The 16,600-nt window shown below is 40.5% G+C and carries 17 protein-coding genes and 1 pseudogene; 14 read left to right on the top strand and 4 right to left on the bottom strand.

Features of this window, described 5'->3' with window-relative positions; genetic code table 11:
- Positions 1-7: 7 nt before the first annotated feature.
- Positions 8-1,207 (bottom strand): S-methyl-5-thioribose kinase, encoded by a 1,200-nt coding sequence (gene mtnK / locus JCM10596_RS25200; RefSeq protein WP_034681218.1) that lies wholly within the window; start codon positions 1,205-1,207, stop codon positions 8-10.
- Positions 1,208-1,387: 180 nt separating this feature from the next.
- On the opposite strand from mtnK, the gene JCM10596_RS11615 reads away from it, so the two are divergent.
- The 5 genes and pseudogenes from JCM10596_RS11615 to JCM10596_RS11635 all read left to right on the top strand — a co-directional run bounded on the left by JCM10596_RS11615 (position 1,388) and on the right by JCM10596_RS11635 (position 5,791).
- Complete coding sequence (locus JCM10596_RS11615) at positions 1,388-2,578, top strand: pyridoxal phosphate-dependent aminotransferase (protein ID WP_025027273.1); 1,191 nt, start codon at positions 1,388-1,390, stop codon at positions 2,576-2,578.
- A 58-nt stretch (positions 2,579-2,636) separates the two neighbouring features.
- Entirely contained in the window at positions 2,637-3,887 is a 1,251-nt protein-coding gene (locus JCM10596_RS11620; protein WP_025027274.1) for a 2,3-diketo-5-methylthiopentyl-1-phosphate enolase, read from the top strand.
- Positions 3,888-4,555: pseudogene (locus tag JCM10596_RS25205) on the top strand (2-hydroxy-3-keto-5-methylthiopentenyl-1-phosphate phosphatase).
- The gene (locus JCM10596_RS25210; RefSeq protein ID WP_034681219.1) at positions 4,555-5,151 is read left to right on the top strand and encodes a methylthioribulose 1-phosphate dehydratase; all 597 of its coding nucleotides are present in this window, start codon (positions 4,555-4,557) and stop codon (positions 5,149-5,151) included. Before JCM10596_RS25205 ends, JCM10596_RS25210 begins: the two are co-directional and overlap by 1 nt.
- A 100-nt stretch (positions 5,152-5,251) precedes the next feature.
- The gene (locus JCM10596_RS11635; protein ID WP_025027275.1) at positions 5,252-5,791 is read left to right on the top strand and encodes a 1,2-dihydroxy-3-keto-5-methylthiopentene dioxygenase; all 540 of its coding nucleotides are present in this window, start codon (positions 5,252-5,254) and stop codon (positions 5,789-5,791) included.
- A 162-nt stretch (positions 5,792-5,953) separates the two neighbouring features.
- On the opposite strand, the gene map is transcribed toward JCM10596_RS11635, so the two are convergent.
- The 3 genes from map to JCM10596_RS11650 all read right to left on the bottom strand — a co-directional run bounded on the left by map (position 5,954) and on the right by JCM10596_RS11650 (position 9,325).
- On the bottom strand, positions 5,954-6,700 hold the full coding sequence (gene map / locus JCM10596_RS11640; protein WP_025027276.1) for a type I methionyl aminopeptidase: 747 nt from the start codon (positions 6,698-6,700) through the stop codon (positions 5,954-5,956).
- On the bottom strand, positions 6,697-7,185 hold the full coding sequence (locus JCM10596_RS11645; RefSeq protein WP_148302580.1) for a hypothetical protein: 489 nt from the start codon (positions 7,183-7,185) through the stop codon (positions 6,697-6,699). Before JCM10596_RS11645 ends, map begins: the two co-directional genes overlap by 4 nt.
- 199 nt (positions 7,186-7,384) lie before the next feature.
- Positions 7,385-9,325 (bottom strand): oxidoreductase, encoded by a 1,941-nt coding sequence (locus JCM10596_RS11650; RefSeq protein WP_025027278.1) that lies wholly within the window; start codon positions 9,323-9,325, stop codon positions 7,385-7,387.
- A 324-nt stretch (positions 9,326-9,649) separates the two neighbouring features.
- On the opposite strand from JCM10596_RS11650, the gene JCM10596_RS11655 reads away from it, so the two are divergent.
- The 9 genes from JCM10596_RS11655 (at position 9,650) to JCM10596_RS29540 (ending at position 16,599) form a co-directional block, all read left to right on the top strand.
- Positions 9,650-10,996, top strand: a complete 1,347-nt coding sequence (locus JCM10596_RS11655; protein ID WP_025027279.1) for a GH1 family beta-glucosidase — start codon at positions 9,650-9,652, stop codon at positions 10,994-10,996.
- A 22-nt stretch (positions 10,997-11,018) separates the two neighbouring features.
- Positions 11,019-11,603 carry an ABC transporter substrate-binding protein gene (locus JCM10596_RS30820; RefSeq protein WP_148302581.1) on the top strand — a complete coding sequence of 195 codons (585 nt, stop codon included), beginning with the start codon at positions 11,019-11,021 and terminating at the stop codon, positions 11,601-11,603.
- Complete coding sequence (locus JCM10596_RS30825; RefSeq protein ID WP_148302582.1) at positions 11,530-12,339, top strand: extracellular solute-binding protein; 810 nt, start codon at positions 11,530-11,532, stop codon at positions 12,337-12,339. Before JCM10596_RS30820 ends, JCM10596_RS30825 begins: the two co-directional genes overlap by 74 nt.
- A gap of 103 nt (positions 12,340-12,442) precedes the next feature.
- Positions 12,443-13,396: a carbohydrate ABC transporter permease gene (locus JCM10596_RS11665; protein ID WP_025027280.1), complete on the top strand. Its 954-nt coding sequence runs from the start codon at positions 12,443-12,445 to the stop codon at positions 13,394-13,396.
- On the top strand, positions 13,396-14,253 hold the full coding sequence (locus JCM10596_RS11670; protein ID WP_025027281.1) for a carbohydrate ABC transporter permease: 858 nt from the start codon (positions 13,396-13,398) through the stop codon (positions 14,251-14,253). The genes JCM10596_RS11665 and JCM10596_RS11670 overlap by 1 nt, the downstream gene beginning before the upstream one ends.
- Before the next feature lie 61 nt (positions 14,254-14,314).
- Entirely contained in the window at positions 14,315-15,331 is a 1,017-nt protein-coding gene (locus JCM10596_RS11675; RefSeq protein WP_025027282.1) for a LacI family DNA-binding transcriptional regulator, read from the top strand.
- A gap of 86 nt (positions 15,332-15,417) precedes the next feature.
- Complete coding sequence (ymzB, locus tag JCM10596_RS11680; RefSeq protein ID WP_025027283.1) at positions 15,418-15,753, top strand: protein YmzB; 336 nt, start codon at positions 15,418-15,420, stop codon at positions 15,751-15,753.
- A gap of 414 nt (positions 15,754-16,167) precedes the next feature.
- Positions 16,168-16,311, top strand: a complete 144-nt coding sequence (locus JCM10596_RS29535) for a hypothetical protein (protein WP_159102348.1) — start codon at positions 16,168-16,170, stop codon at positions 16,309-16,311.
- A gap of 138 nt (positions 16,312-16,449) precedes the next feature.
- Positions 16,450-16,599 (top strand): hypothetical protein, encoded by a 150-nt coding sequence (locus tag JCM10596_RS29540; RefSeq protein WP_159102349.1) that lies wholly within the window; start codon positions 16,450-16,452, stop codon positions 16,597-16,599.
- Position 16,600 lies beyond the last annotated feature (1 nt).

Consider the following 16,600-nt stretch of genomic DNA (forward strand, 5'->3'; position numbering starts at 1 on the left):
TGACCTCCTATAGTACGTTTACTAATTCTGCTTTAATACTCGTTGATTGGCTCCATTCTCTGCGATTAAGGATTAGCTGTCTGCCAAGATGCAGGGCGATTCGTTCAGCCTGTGCCCGAACGGCTGGATCTGCAATACTTTCAAGATCTGCGACCGAGGCAAGTCCAATGACACGACGGATCATTTTACATCCAGCAAAACCAAGGGTGTCCTTTTTGACCTTTTGCAAGAATTCTTTTATGATCGCCGCTTCTTTAAAAGAAGGGTCTTGTCCTTGCTCAAGTGCGAGCTTGGTAAATTCTCTTTCAAAGCCTTCCCACAATTGGTCAGTGGTATTTAATAAATATTCTTGAAATTCTTTTTTCTCAGGCTTCCCAGCCAAATGTCCCTCTTGAGAAGCGAAGTTCAGTAAGAGATTAGCGATCACTGCCCCAAGATCGAAGCCCATGGGTCCGTAGTAAGCAAACTCAGGATCAATGACTTTGGTGCTTTCTTTGGTGACAAAGATACTCCCAGTATGAAGATCTCCATGAAGAAGGGTTTCGGCAGCTGTTAAAAAAGAGAATTTTAACGAGGCGACTTCCTTTTTAAGCTCTGTATCTGCCCAAATTTTCTCTACATCTTCTCTGATCAACTCATTAAAGCTATTTTGCTCAGCGTCAAAAAATGGTTCTGTGAATACTAAATCTTCAGTTATCTTACACAGTTCAGGGTTGGTAAAGGTGATAACTTGATTCTTTTTGACATCAGGCGCTAAGAAAAAATCAGAGTTATAGAAGAGGGTATGCGCTAGGAAAGTAGAAATATGTGTAGCGAATAAAGGATATTGATTGCCTTCAATAAGCCCTTTCCTCATAATCACATGATCTGATAAATCCTCCATAATAGTCAGGGCTAGTTCAGCATCATAATGATAGACTTCTGGTACTAGATCGGGACATAGTTCTTTTTGGCGAACGAGGGCATGATATTCAATTCTTGCACGATCTAGAGTAAGAGGCCAGGATTCACCTACGATTCGGGCATAGGGCAAGGCTTGTTTAAAGATAATGGATTTGTTCGAAAGGGTGTCTTGAATATGAAAAACTAGATTTAGATTTCCATCCCCTATTTCTCTTGACACCAATTGTGCGTGTTCAGGGAAAAGGTGGGGTATACTTAAGGCGTATTCCTTAGCTTCTTCCTCACTTAATGCTCGATAACTCATGCGCATAACCTCCTTAATATATAGCATGAACAGTTTTCTTCTATGTATGAATTGTTGCTTATCATACACGCTGTTTCTTCTGCTGTCAACGAGAAAATACGAAACAAAAAGAAAGAATATCGTTTTTTCTTTACTTTTTCTGAAAAATTGCTATAGTTTGATTTTATAGAGGTGATTGAGATGAAAAGACAATCGTTACAAATGATCCCTGCCGAACGGATGAAGGTCCTCCCTACTCAATTTTTTGCGAAGCTATCTACCAAGGTAGCAGAAAGAATCAGTCAAGGGTATGATGTGATTAATTTAGGACAAGGAAATCCTGATCAACCGACACCTGAGCATATAGTTGAAGCGATGCAAAAGGCAACGGCGAATTCGAAATACCATGGTTATTCACCCTTTCAAGGTCACCGTTTTTTGAAAGAGGCAATAGCTGAATACTATGCAAGGGAATATCAGGTTGAGCTTAACCCTGATACAGAGGTAGCCATCCTCTTTGGAGGGAAATCAGGATTGATTGAAGTGAGCCAATGTTTGCTTAATCCGGGGGATGTTTGTTTAGTACCCGATCCGGGGTATCCAGATTATTGGTCGGGAATCTCCTTGGCTGAAGCGAAAATGGAATTCATGCCTTTACGGGAAGAGAATCAATTTCTTCCTGATTATGAACAGATCCCACCAGCAATTTTAGCTCAGGCTAAAATGATGTTTTTGAATTATCCCAACAATCCTACTGCTGGCGTAGCGACATCTTCCTTTTTCAAAAAAACAGTCGATCTTGCTTATGATCATCAGATTGCGGTCGTTCATGACTTTGCTTATGGTGCTATTGGATTTGATGGGGAGAAGCCCTTGAGCTTCTTACAGACTCCGGGGGCTAAGGAAGTGGGAATTGAGATTTATACGCTGTCTAAAACGTATAACATGGCGGGCTGGAGAGTAGGATTTGCTGTAGGGAACCCGCAGATCGTTCGCTTGCTTAATTTAATTCAGGATCATCAGTTTGTTAGCCTTTTTGGTGCCATTCAAGAGGCATCAGCTATTGCTTTGACCTCCTCTCAGCAGTGTGTCAGCGACTTGGTAGCTCTCTATCAGAGAAGGAGAGATCACTTATTCAAGGAATTAGATTTGTTAGGCTGGAGAGCGCAAAAGCCAAAAGGATCATTTTTCTCTTGGTTACCTGTTCCAGAGGGATACACTTCTGAAAGCTTTGCCACTTTGCTGTTTGATCAGGCTCAAATTGCGGTTGCGCCTGGCATAGGCTTTGGCGAGCAAGGAGATCGTTATCTTCGTGTAGGATTGTTGACGAGTGAGGCTAGAATCAGTGAGGCGGCAGAGAGAATGAAGAAACTAGGGATTTTTCATACATAGGTCATTTACATACAATATGAGATAACAATATGAGATAAGGAATAGAGAGGTGTCGAGAATGAACGGATATGTTATTGCCACGTATTTAGTACATGATAGCAAGGCACAGTTTCACAAAAAAGCAGAGGGAATTGCAGTAGGGATGACAGTAGGTTCATGGACGGAGTTACCCCAAGCGAAGAAGGAAAAACTACAAAAGCATTTAGGTCAAGTGGTGTCTGTAACAGAGCATGAACCGAAAGAAGGAGAGCTTCCTAGTGCCATGATCCAGATTGCGTATCCTGAAATCAATTTCTCCAATGATATTCCGGCTTTATTAGTTACTGTCTTCGGCAAAATATCGATGGATGGCAAGATTAAATTGATTGACCTAGAGTTTTCACCTAGCTTCCTTGCCTCTTTCCCAGGTCCTAAATTTGGAATCGAGGGAGTGCGGTCCCTTCTAGGTGTCCAAGATCGTCCCTTATTAATGAGTATCTTTAAATCATGTATCGGACAGGATTTAGAGAGTCTAGAGGAACAATTCTATCAGCAGGCGGCAGGAGGCGTCGACATTATTAAGGATGATGAAATCTTATTTGAAAATCCACTTTCACCATTTGAGAAAAGACTTGAAGTTGCCTTAAGAGCCGCTCAGCGGGCAAGCGAAGAAACCGGGCAGAAAAGCTTGTATGCTATGAATCTGACAGGACCTGTGACAGAGCTTGTAGATAAGGCGAAAAGAGCGGTTGAATTAGGAGCTAATGCTCTCCTTTTTAACGTTTTGGCTTATGGCTATGATGCTCTGCATCGCCTAAGTGCAGATCCAGATATCTCTGTCCCGATTATGGCGCATCCAGCCTTAGCTGGAGCGATATACCCTTCTCCTCATCAGGGAATCGCTGCTCCTCTTTTACTAGGAAAATTAATGCGTCTAGCTGGAGCAGACTTTGTATTATTTCCGTCGCCGTATGGTTCAGTAGCGATGGATAGAGAGGATACCTTAGCCATTGCCAAGCATTTGAGAGAGGGATGGAATACAGACGATCAACAAGCGCAGCAAACGATTAAAGCAAGCTTTCCAGTGCCATCCGCAGGAATTCATCCAGGCATTACTCCTCTACTGTATGAGGATTTTGGGACAGAAAGTATTATGAATGCAGGGGGTGGAATTCATGGTCACCCACAGGGAGCTATTGCAGGCGGACGAGCTTTTCGTCAAGCGATTTCGATCTTGAGTTCAGGAAACAATTTTGAACAGGAGATCTCGTCGCATACTGAGCTTCAAACTGCGATTGATACATGGGGCTTGAGTAGGAGGGAACGTTAATTGAGTAGGCAGCCTATTATATTTTGTGATTTTGATGGCACGATTACGATGAAGGATAACATCGTGGCGATCATGAAACAGTTTGCTCCTCCTGTATGGAAGGAGATTACAGAGCGGATTATGCAACAAGAAACATCGATTCGTGAAGGGTAGGTAGACTTTTTTCCCTTCTGCCGTCCTCCATGAAAGAGGAAATCACACAATTCGCTATTGAACAAGCGGAGATTCGACCGGGCTTTGAGCGTCTGTTGCAGATGACCAAGCAGGAAGCCCTGCCTTTCTATGTAGTGAGTGGAGGAATTGATTTTTTCGTAGACCCCCTTCTTGCAGCCTTCCCTCTAGAGGCAGCACAAATCTATCGTAACGAGAGTGATTTTACGGGAGAGAGGATTAAGATCAAATGGCCTCATTCGTGTGATGAGCACTGTGATGTGGATTGTGGGCTATGTAAAACAAGCATTATTCGCTCTTATCCCCAAGATAAATACTATCGTATCATGATCGGGGATAGTATCACCGATTTAGCGGGAGCGAAGCTAGCTGATCTTGTATTCGCTCGAGGCTTCTTATTAGAAAAATGCAAGGAGCTTGGCTTGCGATACCATGCTTATGAAACCTTCGATGATATTATTGCTGTTCTTAAGCATAAGCCTGGGACTATCAAGTGATGTGGGATGAACTGACAGAAGCGAAGCAGCTGTTTAGTGCACGTCATTGGTTTCCGGGGACAAGTGGGAATCTGTCGATGAAGGTGGCAGAAGAACCCCTCTCCTTTCTTGTCACAGCAAGCGGGAAGGACAAAACCAAAACCACCCAAGAAGACTATTTGTTGGTCAATGCGGACTCAAAGCCTGCTTATACCACACATTTAAAACCCTCTGCCGAAACCATGGTACATGCTGAAATCTATAAAAAGTTCAAAAAGGCTGGAGCTGTTTTTCATGTTCATACGGTATACAACAACCTAATTTCTGATCTTTATTATGAACTAGGGGCAGTAGAGATTGAGAATATTGAGCTGATTAAGGCCTTTAATATTTGGGAAGAAGGGGCAAAAATCAGAGTTCCCATCGTTCGCAACTATGCAGATATTCCGCTATTAACGGAAGAAATCAGCAAGGTGTTAGATGAGAGAGTTCCTGGGGTATTAATTCATAACCATGGAATTTACTGCTGGGGCAATAATGCGTTTGAAGCGAAAAGACATCTTGAAGCTTTTGAGTTTTTGTTTGAATACCTATATAAACGGCTGCTTGTTTCATAGGTCGTTCTTCACCTTGTCCTATTGTTTCTTTTCTTTTGTATTTTGTAAAGAAAAGAGTAAAATAATCTAAATCATACTATTTATCGGGAGGGAAAACCATATGGCATCCATCGTTATTCGAAATACTGGGGAGAGAATAGAAGGGAATGAAAAGGTAGGGGCTTTTTTAGAATCACAAGGAGTATTATATGAGCATTGGGATATTTCAAAGTTACCTGCACACCTTCAGGGGAATTGTGCTCTGAATGATGAACAGAAGGCGGAAACTTTACAGGTTTTTGATGCGGAAATAAAATCGCTCGGGAAAAGAGGAGGCTATGTCAACTGGGATGTTGTTGCCTTATCTGAATCGACTCCCAACCTAGAGGAGTTATTGAAGAAGTTTGAACAAGTTCATACTCATACGGAAGACGAGGTAAGAGCGATTACAGCTGGGCATGGAATTTTTATCATTAAAGGACAAGGCGACACGGGGTATTTTGATGTGGAGCTGGAAGCAGGAGATGTGATCTCTGTCCCTGTAAACACCCCTCATTTCTTTACTCTGATGGAAGATAAACAAGTGGTGGCTGTTCGCTTGTTTATAGAAACAGAAGGCTGGGTAGCGCATCCCTTTCAAGACCCAGAATTTCAGAAATAAGTGAAGTAGCCGAGTTGCTGAATAAGGAGTTACCGAAACAAAAAACACTCAAAAAGGGTGTTTTTTGTTTCTACTCTAAGGATCATAGTGTTAGAATGCTTTGAGTACATTCTTGCACAAGACATTTTTTAACAAACTCTAAATCGATTTTTATTATTCCTACTATAGTTTTGTTAAAATCTCTGGTCCATTTTCGGTAATCGCGAGAGTATGTTCATATTGAACACATATCGAGTGATCAATCGTATGGGCTGTCCATCCATCTTCTTCAATGTATGAACGCCAATCTCCTAATGTTAGCATCGGTTCAATAGCCAATACCATACCATTCTTCAAACGAACTCCCGTATTTTTATTTCCGAAATGAGGAACGGCTGGTTCTTCCCATAACTCTCTCCCAATACCATGCCCAGTAAATTCCTTTACATTACCATATCCATATTTTTTTGCTTCGTTTTCGATCGCAAAACCAATGTCTCCCATTCTGTTCCCAGAATATGCTTGCTCTATTCCAATATATAGACTATGCTCACAAACTCTCATTAACTGTTTGATCTCCTCCGAAACCTCTCCCACTGCATAAGTCCATCCTGAATCTCCATGATAGCCATTATAAAATGCACCAAGATCAATAGTAATTACGTCGCCTTCAATTAACGGGATAGAATCTGGAAACCCATGACAAATCACATCATTTTTAGATGCACAGATAGATGCGGTAAAGCCATTGTGTCCCTTAAAGCTAGGAATTGCACCTCTTGAACGGATTTTTTCCTCCACAAGACGGTCAAGTTCCAAAGTAGTCACACCAGGTTTAATCACTTCCTTTAACATTTCATGACACTCAGCCACAATCTGCCCGGCTTTTCGCATAATATCGATTTCTCTTTTTGATTTTAAAATTGTCACACTTGAACCCCCTTATGCTTATTATTAGCCATTAAGTAATTGTAACGATTACGACATTTTGAGCTACAGAACTTTGCTACCTGTGCCCTTTTATAGGGAATAAACCAGTTATCACATAGTATACACTGTTGCAATTCCAAATCGCCCTTCTCCAGTGCCTCAAAAATACTAATGAGTCCTTCCATATACACTCTCTTCAAATAATGTGGTTCATCAATAAATTCGGTATGTAACAAAAGTTGATTTTCAAAACCTTCCCTTTGTTTATCAACGCTACCCACATCATTATCCTCTGAAATCATCCCTACCTTCAAATGAAGGGGGTTATACTCCTTAAATAGTAAGTTTGCTCGATGAATAATCTCTGCTCTAATCGGCATTTTATCTCGTATCGAATGAGCAATATCTAATATTAAATCTTGAAGTTCTTTTTCTAAACCATCAATTTGAATACTCCCCTGTTCAAATTGGTTTAAAACCGTCAAAAAATAGTTCTTCCTAGACAAGGAGGGACTCATATTTTCAACACTCCTCCCATAAAAAAATAAATGGATTAAGAAACTCAATCCATTTATAACACACTGCATATAAAATTGCAAAATTCTCTGATCGTCGATTCCTCACATGCATTAAGATTGAGTGAAAAAAAATATAAAACTACACGAATGACTAGTGAGAATCGCCTTAAGCTTCATAAGCAAGACGAGCTCCTTCATAGATCGCTCGTTTCGCATCTAATTCCCCAGGGAATCTAGCACCACCGATGACATTTACTTGGATTCCAGATTCCTCAAGCTCCCTGTAATCCCAGACCTGCGATTCCTGGCCAGCGGCAATGATGATAGAGTCTACTTCAAGCACTTTAGCTGAAAGAGAATCATTTTCCATCATTTGAATGTGAAGCCCCTTATCTGTGATTCTCTCGTATTGCAGATTGGTTAGAAATTGAATACCATGCTGGAGCAAGTAGCTGACAGAAGCCCAGCGAGTGGTCTTTCCTAAACCTTCCCCCATCTTTCCTTTTCTCCTCAACAGGTAAATTGTTTTTACTCCTTGTTCAAGTAAATAATGAGCGGTATCACAACCAATCCCTCCAGCTCCAATGATCGCCACTCTTTTACCTAGTGAAGCTTGCCCTGATAGAACCTGCTGGTAGGAATAGACATGCGCCTGATCCATCCCTTCGATTTCTGGAAGACGAGGGCGTACTCCAGTAGCCACGATAACCTGCTCCACTCTTTTTTCCAGCAATTCTTGAGAGGAAGGAGTATGGTTAAGTGTGAGGTGAACTCCTAATCTTTCTAGCTGGTATTTATAGTAACGAAGAGTTTCATAGAATTCTTCTTTTCCAGGTACTTTTTTGGCGTAATTTAACTGCCCTCCAACCTCGCTTTTTTCCTCATAGAGATAAACTTCATGTCCTTTTTCTGCATGAGATCGAGCGGCTTCCATTCCGGCTACTCCTGCTCCAATCACAGCAATTTTTCTTGGTGCTGAGGAGGGAAGTAGGCTCCACTCTGTTTCACGACCCGTTCTAGGATTGACTAGACATGAAACTGGTTTCCCTTCGAAGGCATGATCTAGACAAGCTTGATTACAGGCAATACAGGTATTAATAGAGTGAAAGTCTCCTCTTCGCGCTTTGCGTAGAAGATCTGGGTCGGCTAGAAAGGGACGAGCCATTGAAATCAGATCACAGGACTGTTGACGGAGCAGTTCCTCTGCTAATCTGGGGTCATTAATTCTATTACTGCCAATGATCGGTATTCTCGTCACTTTCTTTATGTTTTGAGCTATAGAGATAAAACCGGCGCGAGGGACCATCATGGAGATGGTTGGAACTTGAGACTCGTGCCAGCCAATTCCAACATTAATCGCATCTGCTCCATTTTCTTCAACCCACTGAGCAAATTGAATGGTTTCTTCTTCAGTTGAGCTATTCGGGACTAAATCAGCTCCAGATAATCTAAATAGTACAGGATAATCTTCTCCTACTGCCTGTCGAACGGCTTTTAAGACCTCCAGAGGAAGCTTGGCTCTGTTTCTTAAATTTCCTCCCCAATCATCGTCACGCTGATTGGTCGCAGGTGAGAGAAACTGATTGAGAAGATAGCCTTCAGAACCCATGATTTCTACCGCATCAAAGCCAACCTCCTTGGCTAAAGCAGCGGATTGAGCATAAGAAACAATAAGCTCCACAATTTGTTCATGCGTTAAAGCAACTGGAGCAACGCGATGAATGGGAGAGCGGATGGCAGATGGAGCGACAGAGGGAATGCCTGTTAACTCGGGATAGGCATATCGACCTGCATGGAATAATTGTGCCGCCATCTTTCCACCGGCAGCATGAACCTCTTGATTAAGCTTTCGCATCACTTCTAAATCTTTCTCCCGATAAAATCCTAGAAAGTGAGGTCCGCCTTCTCCTTCTGGTGAAACAGAGATTCCTCCCGTAATCATGAGAGCGGGGCCATCTTCCCCGGCACGTTCTTTGTAAAACTGGATTAATGCGGCATCTCCGCTCTTACTAGCTTCTAATCCCACATGCATAGATCCCATAATGACACGGTTTTCTAATGTAAGCGCTCTTAATTTTAACGGTTCAAATAAATAAGTAAACTCCATGTTGACCTCCTCTTCCCACTTTTTGTTTCCATCATAATATGAAAAGGGAGGAAAAGTAAACGTTCAAGCAAGGTGAATGATTATTCATAAAAACCGATTTCTTTAGAGTGGTATTCTATTCTTTTTTCTTTAGGAGATCGCTCTATGTACCAACAAAATAGGTATTTTATAGGCTTTAAGTACAGTTTTATCTCGAATACATACCAAAATAGAAATGGTTGACAAGAAATAAAAAATTTTTTTATAATACATATATAGAAACCGGTTTCTATTAAAACGGAAGAGAAATAAGGTTGCCTAAAAAAGATAGGGGTTGAGAGAGTCATGATCAGGTTTCCAGAAAGCTTTGTATGGGGAACTGCAACGTCAGCTTTTCAAATTGAAGGAGCGACGAAAGCAGATGGCAGAGGGGAGTCCATATGGGATCGTTTCTGTTATACAGAAGGGAAGGTGAAGAATGGAGATACGGGAGATATAGCGTGTGATCATTTTCATTTGTATCAGGAAGATGTACGACTGATGAGAGATTTACATATTCAGTCCTATCGTTTTTCGATCAGTTGGCCAAGAATTTTTCCACAAGGGACAGGTCAAGCAAACCTGAAAGGCTTAGATTTTTATAAGAGATTAATTGATCAGTTGCTGAAGCAGGGAATAGAGCCTATGGCTACCATCTACCATTGGGATTTACCTCAAGCTCTTGAAGATCAAGGAGGGTGGCAAAATCGAGAGATGGTTGATCACTTTGAGCAATACGCCTCTTTCTTATATGAAGAGTTAGGAGATGTAGTGAAAAAATGGATTACTCATAATGAACCTTGGGTGGTTGCATACCTTGGATATGGAAACGGAGAATTTGCCCCTGGAATAAAGGGCTTCGAAGAATATCTTAGAGCAGCACACCATGTTTTATTATCTCATGGGAAATCGGTTTCTGCTTTTAGAGAAAAAGGTCCAAAGGATGGTCAAATAGGGATTACCTTTAATCTTAATTCAACCTATGCAGGGAGTCCTTCTAGGGAGGATCAAGAGGCTGCACGCCGCTACGATGGATTTCTAAACCGCTGGTATCTAGATCCTGTATTTAAGGGAGAATATCCGAAAGATATGCTAGATTTATATCTTCAAAAATACAACTTAGATTTTGTCCAAGATGGAGATTTGAAAGCGATTTCCCAACCCATTGATTTCTTGGGGATTAATTATTATTCCATTATGACTGCATTAGATGAGTCTCAAGCAGAGGATGTCTTGAAGTTTCAAGCTTTAAAAACAGGTCGCCCCACAACAGCTATGGATTGGGAAATAGAACCTAATGGCTTATTCGATTTACTTGTCAGAATCAACAAAGAGTATTGCAGTAAAACACCTATTTTTATTACTGAAAATGGCGCTGCTTTCGAGGATCAGGTTGTCAATGGAGAGATCATGGATGATGACAGGTTAGATTATATCAAGCAGCATCTACAGGCTTGCCATAAAGGGATAGAGCATGGAATAAATGTAAGCGGTTACTATGTTTGGTCCTTACTCGATAATTTTGAATGGGCTTCAGGATATGAAAAGCGATTTGGTATCGTTCATGTCGATTTTGACTCTCTGAAAAGAACGCCTAAGAAAAGTGCACTATGGTATAAGGAAGTCATTTCAAATCAAGGATGTTTCGAGTAAAAAAAGTGAAGGGGGAAAACAAATGCTTAGAAAAAAAGGAATATGGCTATCTTTCGTTATTGTATTAAGTTTTGCTTTGCTCATGGGATGCTCTTCTGGAACTCAGGAAGGCTCAACACCAGCCAATGGAGGTACTGAGCAGAATGCAGATGGAACCAAGCCTGTTGAACTCATTGTTTGGACGTTTGGTACAACAGGATATGAAGAGCTTGCCAAGGAATACTCACAATTAAATCCACATGTGACTTTTAAAGAATTTACGACAGGAACGGATTATGGTGATCATCATAATAGCTTGTTTACCGCGATGTCTGCTGGAGGAGGGGCACCAGATATCGCGATGGTGGAAGTGGGACAATACGGTCGCTTTTTTTCCGCACAGGACCATTTCTATAATTTGGCTGATTTTGGTGCTGTGGAATTGGAGAGTCGGTATTTAGAGTGGAAATGGAAGCAGGCAACCAATGCAGATGGTTCCTTTATTTTTGGCTTACCAACAGATATTGGACCTACTGTGATGTACTATCGTACAGATGTATTTGAACAGGCGGGGTTGCCTACTGACCCCAAGGAAGTATCTGCAAATCAATACGTGGGAGAAATTTAGAGAGGCTGCCAGACAAGTAAAAGAAAAAACAGGTAAACCAATGCTAGAAGGGTGGGAGATGGTTTACAATGCCAGAAGAGATCAGGCAAGCCAAACCTACTTCAATGAACAAGAAGAATTGATCATCGAAAATAATCCTGAGATTCGACAAGCTTACGATTATACCGTTCAGTTAATTCAGGATGGTGTGGTTGCTTCCTATGGTGCATGGACTCCTGAATGGGGGGCTGCGATGAACAATGGAGATTTTGCCGTGTTATTATCTCCTGCTTGGATGAAGGGAGTCATTATGAGTAATGCTCCAGATGCTGCGGGGAAATGGGCGATCGCTGACATGCCTGAGGGTGCAGGAAACTGGGGAGGCTCTTTCTTAACCATTCCCAAGCAGTCCAAGAATGCAGAAGAAGCCTATAAGTTTATCGCTTGGTTAACTCTTCCTGAGAATCAGCTGCGTTCCTTTAAGGAATATGGATTATTTCCTGCTATACCTGAGCTTTATGTCAAAGAAGAATTTGTCAATGAAGTGGTTGACCCAGATTATTTTGTAGGGAATGTAACGAATGAGGTGTATACGAGAGCAGCCGAACGGGTCGTTCCTAAATATTTGGGGATTTATTTCTCTACCGTACAGGATGAAATACTGGATGCTTTAAGAAATGTGCTGCTCAACCAATCAGATTCTGACCGAGAGTGGAAAGAAGCCATTGATCGAGTGAAATCTCAACTTGGACGTTAAGTATATCAAGGTGGATCCTTTTACTTAAAATGAGAGAAAAATAGCGGGGGCAGTCTCTTTCATTAAGTCAGCCCCCTCTGAAAAGAAGAAGGAGGGAATCCTTTTGCATTCAAAGACAGTCGTAGAGAATGAACCCTTGGTCAAGAAAAAGCCGTGGCTAACAGACAGCAGAAAAGAAAGCTTGAATGGGTACCTATTTATTTCGCCATTTTTTATTTTATTTGCGATTTTTAGTGTTTTTCCAATTTATTATAGCTTTCATTTGGCTTTTCATCGTTGGAATGGATTAGCTCCAGTGAAGGAATTTGTAGGATTTAAAAATTTTGAAATCATTTTTAATGATCCTTTGTTTTGGAAGGCACTTTCGAATACAGTGCTGATTGGCATTATGGGTACAGTACCTCAATTAATCATTGGGATTATTTTGGCATTTGCTCTAAATTCAGCTCTGATTCGTTTTCGAAATGTATTTAGAACCGCTTATTTTTTACCGTATATTACTTCCATTGTTGCTGTTGCTGTTATTTTTAGTATCTTATTTAGTAACCAATCTACGGGTTTAATCAACGGGATTTTACAAGCTTTAGATATTGATCCGATCATGTGGACCTCGTCTGAATGGGGAGCCAAAATAGCCATTTCTGCGATGATTTTTTGGAGATGGGTGGGTTATAATACAATCATTTACCTCGCAGGCCTACAAAGCATCCCAGGTGATCTGTATGAAGCGGCGAAGATCGATGGAGCCAAAACGTGGCAGCAAATTCTGTATATTAGCATTCCCTTGCTAAAGCCTTTCATTATGTTTACTGTCTTTTTTGCTACGCTTGGAGCTCTGCTTGTCTTTGTCGAGCCTCTGATCTTCACAGGTGTACGAGCAGAGGGAATAACGGTGGCGGTCTACTTGTATCGGGATGCTTTCATACTAGCCAATCCAGCCTTTGGAACGGCATCTGCCACAGCCGTGTTCTTATTTCTGTTAATACTGAGCTTATCTATTATTAATTTATCGATTGTTAATCTCTTGGGACGGACGAAAAAAGGGAGGAATGCCTAATGAAAAAAGGTCATCATGAAGTCGGAGCAAAAGGCTTTTCCTTGTCGAAGCTGTTGATTTATCTCTTCTTAGTACTTGGAGCCTTGATTTCTTTGTTTCCTTTTTATTGGATGTTTATTATGGCAACTCATCATAATAGTGCGATTAATAGCTTTCCTCCTAAAATAATACCAGGAGAATATGCTTGGATTAACTTTCAAAGTGTGATAGATTCAACACCGTTTTTTTCAGCTATACTTAATACCCTGATTGTTTGTACAACGGTAACAATAGGAGTTCTGTTCCTTTCTTCCTTGTCTGGTTTTGCTTTTGCTAAATTGAAGTTTCCCTTCAAAAATGTTTTGTTCGCTCTCATCCTCATCACGATGATGATTCCTCCTCAATTAGGCTTAGTACCCACCTTTTATATTATTACGAAATTAGGCTGGATGAATGATTTAAGGGCGATCATCGTGCCAGGTCTTGCTAGTGCCTTCGGGATTTTTTGGATGAGGCAATATATACAGGATGGTGTACCTGACGAACTGTTAGATGCAGCTAAAATAGATGGCTGCTCTTATTTCAGAGTCTATTGGAATATCGTTGTTCCTATCATCCTACCTGCCTTTGCTACACTAGGGATTATTACATTTATGGCAAATTGGAATGAGTTTTTATTACCTGTTACAGTGTTAAAACAGGAAAAAGTGCAGACCATTGCCATCGTCATTCGTAATTTAGCAGGAGATACAAGAAGTTTAGATTATGGTAAAATTCTTTCAGGGACGTTTTGGTCTACCCTCCCATTGGTCATTGTTTTCCTTGCTTTTAACCGTTTGTTTATTTCCAGCTTAACACAAGGAGCAGTGAAAAATTAAAACATCGAGAGCTTAGTCCAGAGCTTGAATTTAGTATAAAGCAAGAAGGGAACCTATTTTTATGAAAATTACCATTTCAGATATTGCGAAAATGTCGGGTGTTTCAAAATCTACCGTTTCAAAAATTTTAAATAACTACAGTGGAATAAGTGAAGAAACGCAAAAAAAAGTGCAAGAAGTGATTAGACAGACAGGCTACCAGCCAACATACTCCGCGCAAACATTAGCTAAGAAAAAAACGAATGTGATAGGAGTAATCTATGCTGGTAAGCTGAATGCTAGCTTAAATCATCCATTCTTCGTAGAGGTGATCAATGCTTTTAAACAGAAGATTGGTTCGTTAGGGTATGATCTTCTTTTCTTTTCCAATGAGAAGTTTACAGAGGATGGAGAAGATTACTACGCTAGATGTCGGCACTTTCAAGTAGATGGCTGCATCATTATTGGAGGAGAGGAATTAGAGCCTTCGATTTATCATCTAGTGGAGAGTGAAATTCCTTGTATCACGGTAGATATCCAGCTTTTTGGTCAAAACACTCATTATATCATGACAGATAATGTGAAGGCTTCCGAACTTGTAGTCGATCATTTTTATCAGCTGGGGTATCGAGATATCGGCATTATCGGAGGAATTCCTTCTTCTATCGTCACAACCCAACGCGTACTGGGCTTTCGTCAGACACTGGCTAAGTATGGGCTGAATGTGAAGGAGAATTGGATTAAGTACGGAGATTTTTATAAAGAAAGCGGCTATCGGGCGATGAAAGAAATTCTCCAGACCAATTATTACCCTCGCGCTTTATTTGTTACATCAGATATGATGGCGCTAGGGGTTTTGGATGCTTTACGTGAGCAGGGTCTAAAAGTGCCGGAGGATATCGCTATTGTAGGTTGTGATGACATCCTGCTTAGTCGCTATCTGACACCCTCGCTTTCTTCGATACGGCAGGAGAGCAGACAAATCGGTGAAAAAGCGGCACTCACATTATCCCAGATTATTCATAAGGAAGAGGCGCAATCTGTCTTAATAGAACCTGATCTTATCATCCGACAATCCTGCGGCGGGAAGAAAGAGTAACAGATTCGGATTCTCCATCTCTAAGGTATATTCTAGAACTAGATTAGAAAATATAAGGAATGAGTAGAGAAGGGAGGAAGATAAGCTTGAGAGACATTGAACAAGTCACTGGCTGGTTAGAATCGCATCTGCATCATTCCTTACGCATTACCAAACAAGAGGATGGGGACGTAGACCGTATCCAACTGCATCTAGATCGAGTGTCTATCGGTCATCTTCAGCAAAAGGATCCAGAAGGATATGTAGCGAAGGATGCGGTATTGCTCCATGGAGAAGGAACGATTCAGAGTGATCAAGGTCAAGCACATGTACCCTTGAATGTCTATGAAATTCCTTGGACAGAGCAGATACAGCTGAAAGAGGATGCTCAGCATATGGTGATTGAAACAGAGCGGGCTACCTATATATTAGAAAGCATGTAAAGGAACAAGAATAAGAAAAATGAAAATACCTATTTACAAATAATTTCAGGCGATATATAATGTCAAAGTAACAACATTAGTAATTGTTACCAAATCAAAAGAAGGAGGTTGTTATGAACATGATGATGTTAATTCAAACACATATTGTTGTAGGAATGAAGTCAGCTCAACTTAATTTAATAGTGACACAACCTTCGTTGGAACGTCTTGTGTAGGATTCTTGTTTGAATACTCACTTGATTTGTTTATTTTGAATACCCAACCATAGGTTGTGAAAGTTACCTATGGTTTTATTATCGGGTATATGTGCCATTTTTTGGTATTTATATATGAATATGAGAACCATCTGGGATTTTCAGGTGGTTTTTTATGTTCTCAAAAACTTAGTACAAGGTTAGAAAGGGGGGATGCGTGATGGTATTTCAAATATTTTCGGTTTCCATTGAAGTAAGGTTTAATGAATCAAGTAAAAAATCTTTAGACATTAAAAAGCTTGAAAAAATCAGAGAATCTGAAACAATGCGTTATCTTAGTGAAGTTCAAAATTATCGATTCTAATATTGGTTTTCAAAAATAAGCAAAGGAGGTTTTATAAATGATGATCGTATTTTTTATTAGCCCTAAAATTGAATTCATTGCACAGGTGATAGTGGAGACCTGAAGGACAAAAAAGAAACAAAAGGAGTGCTAAAACGCATGGTATTTCATATATTTTCATTAACAATCGAAATTAAAAAATCGGAAAGAAACAAAAGAATCGCCTATTACCCTCTTGAAATGAAGGATTTTATGGATCAAAATGTAGTTGATGCCTATACGCACTATTACAATTCAATCAATAGATAAA

The organism is Caldalkalibacillus mannanilyticus JCM 10596, assembly GCF_000615945.1.
In the GTDB taxonomy this organism is placed as follows: domain Bacteria; phylum Bacillota; class Bacilli; order Caldalkalibacillales; family JCM-10596; genus Bacillus_AT; species Bacillus_AT mannanilyticus.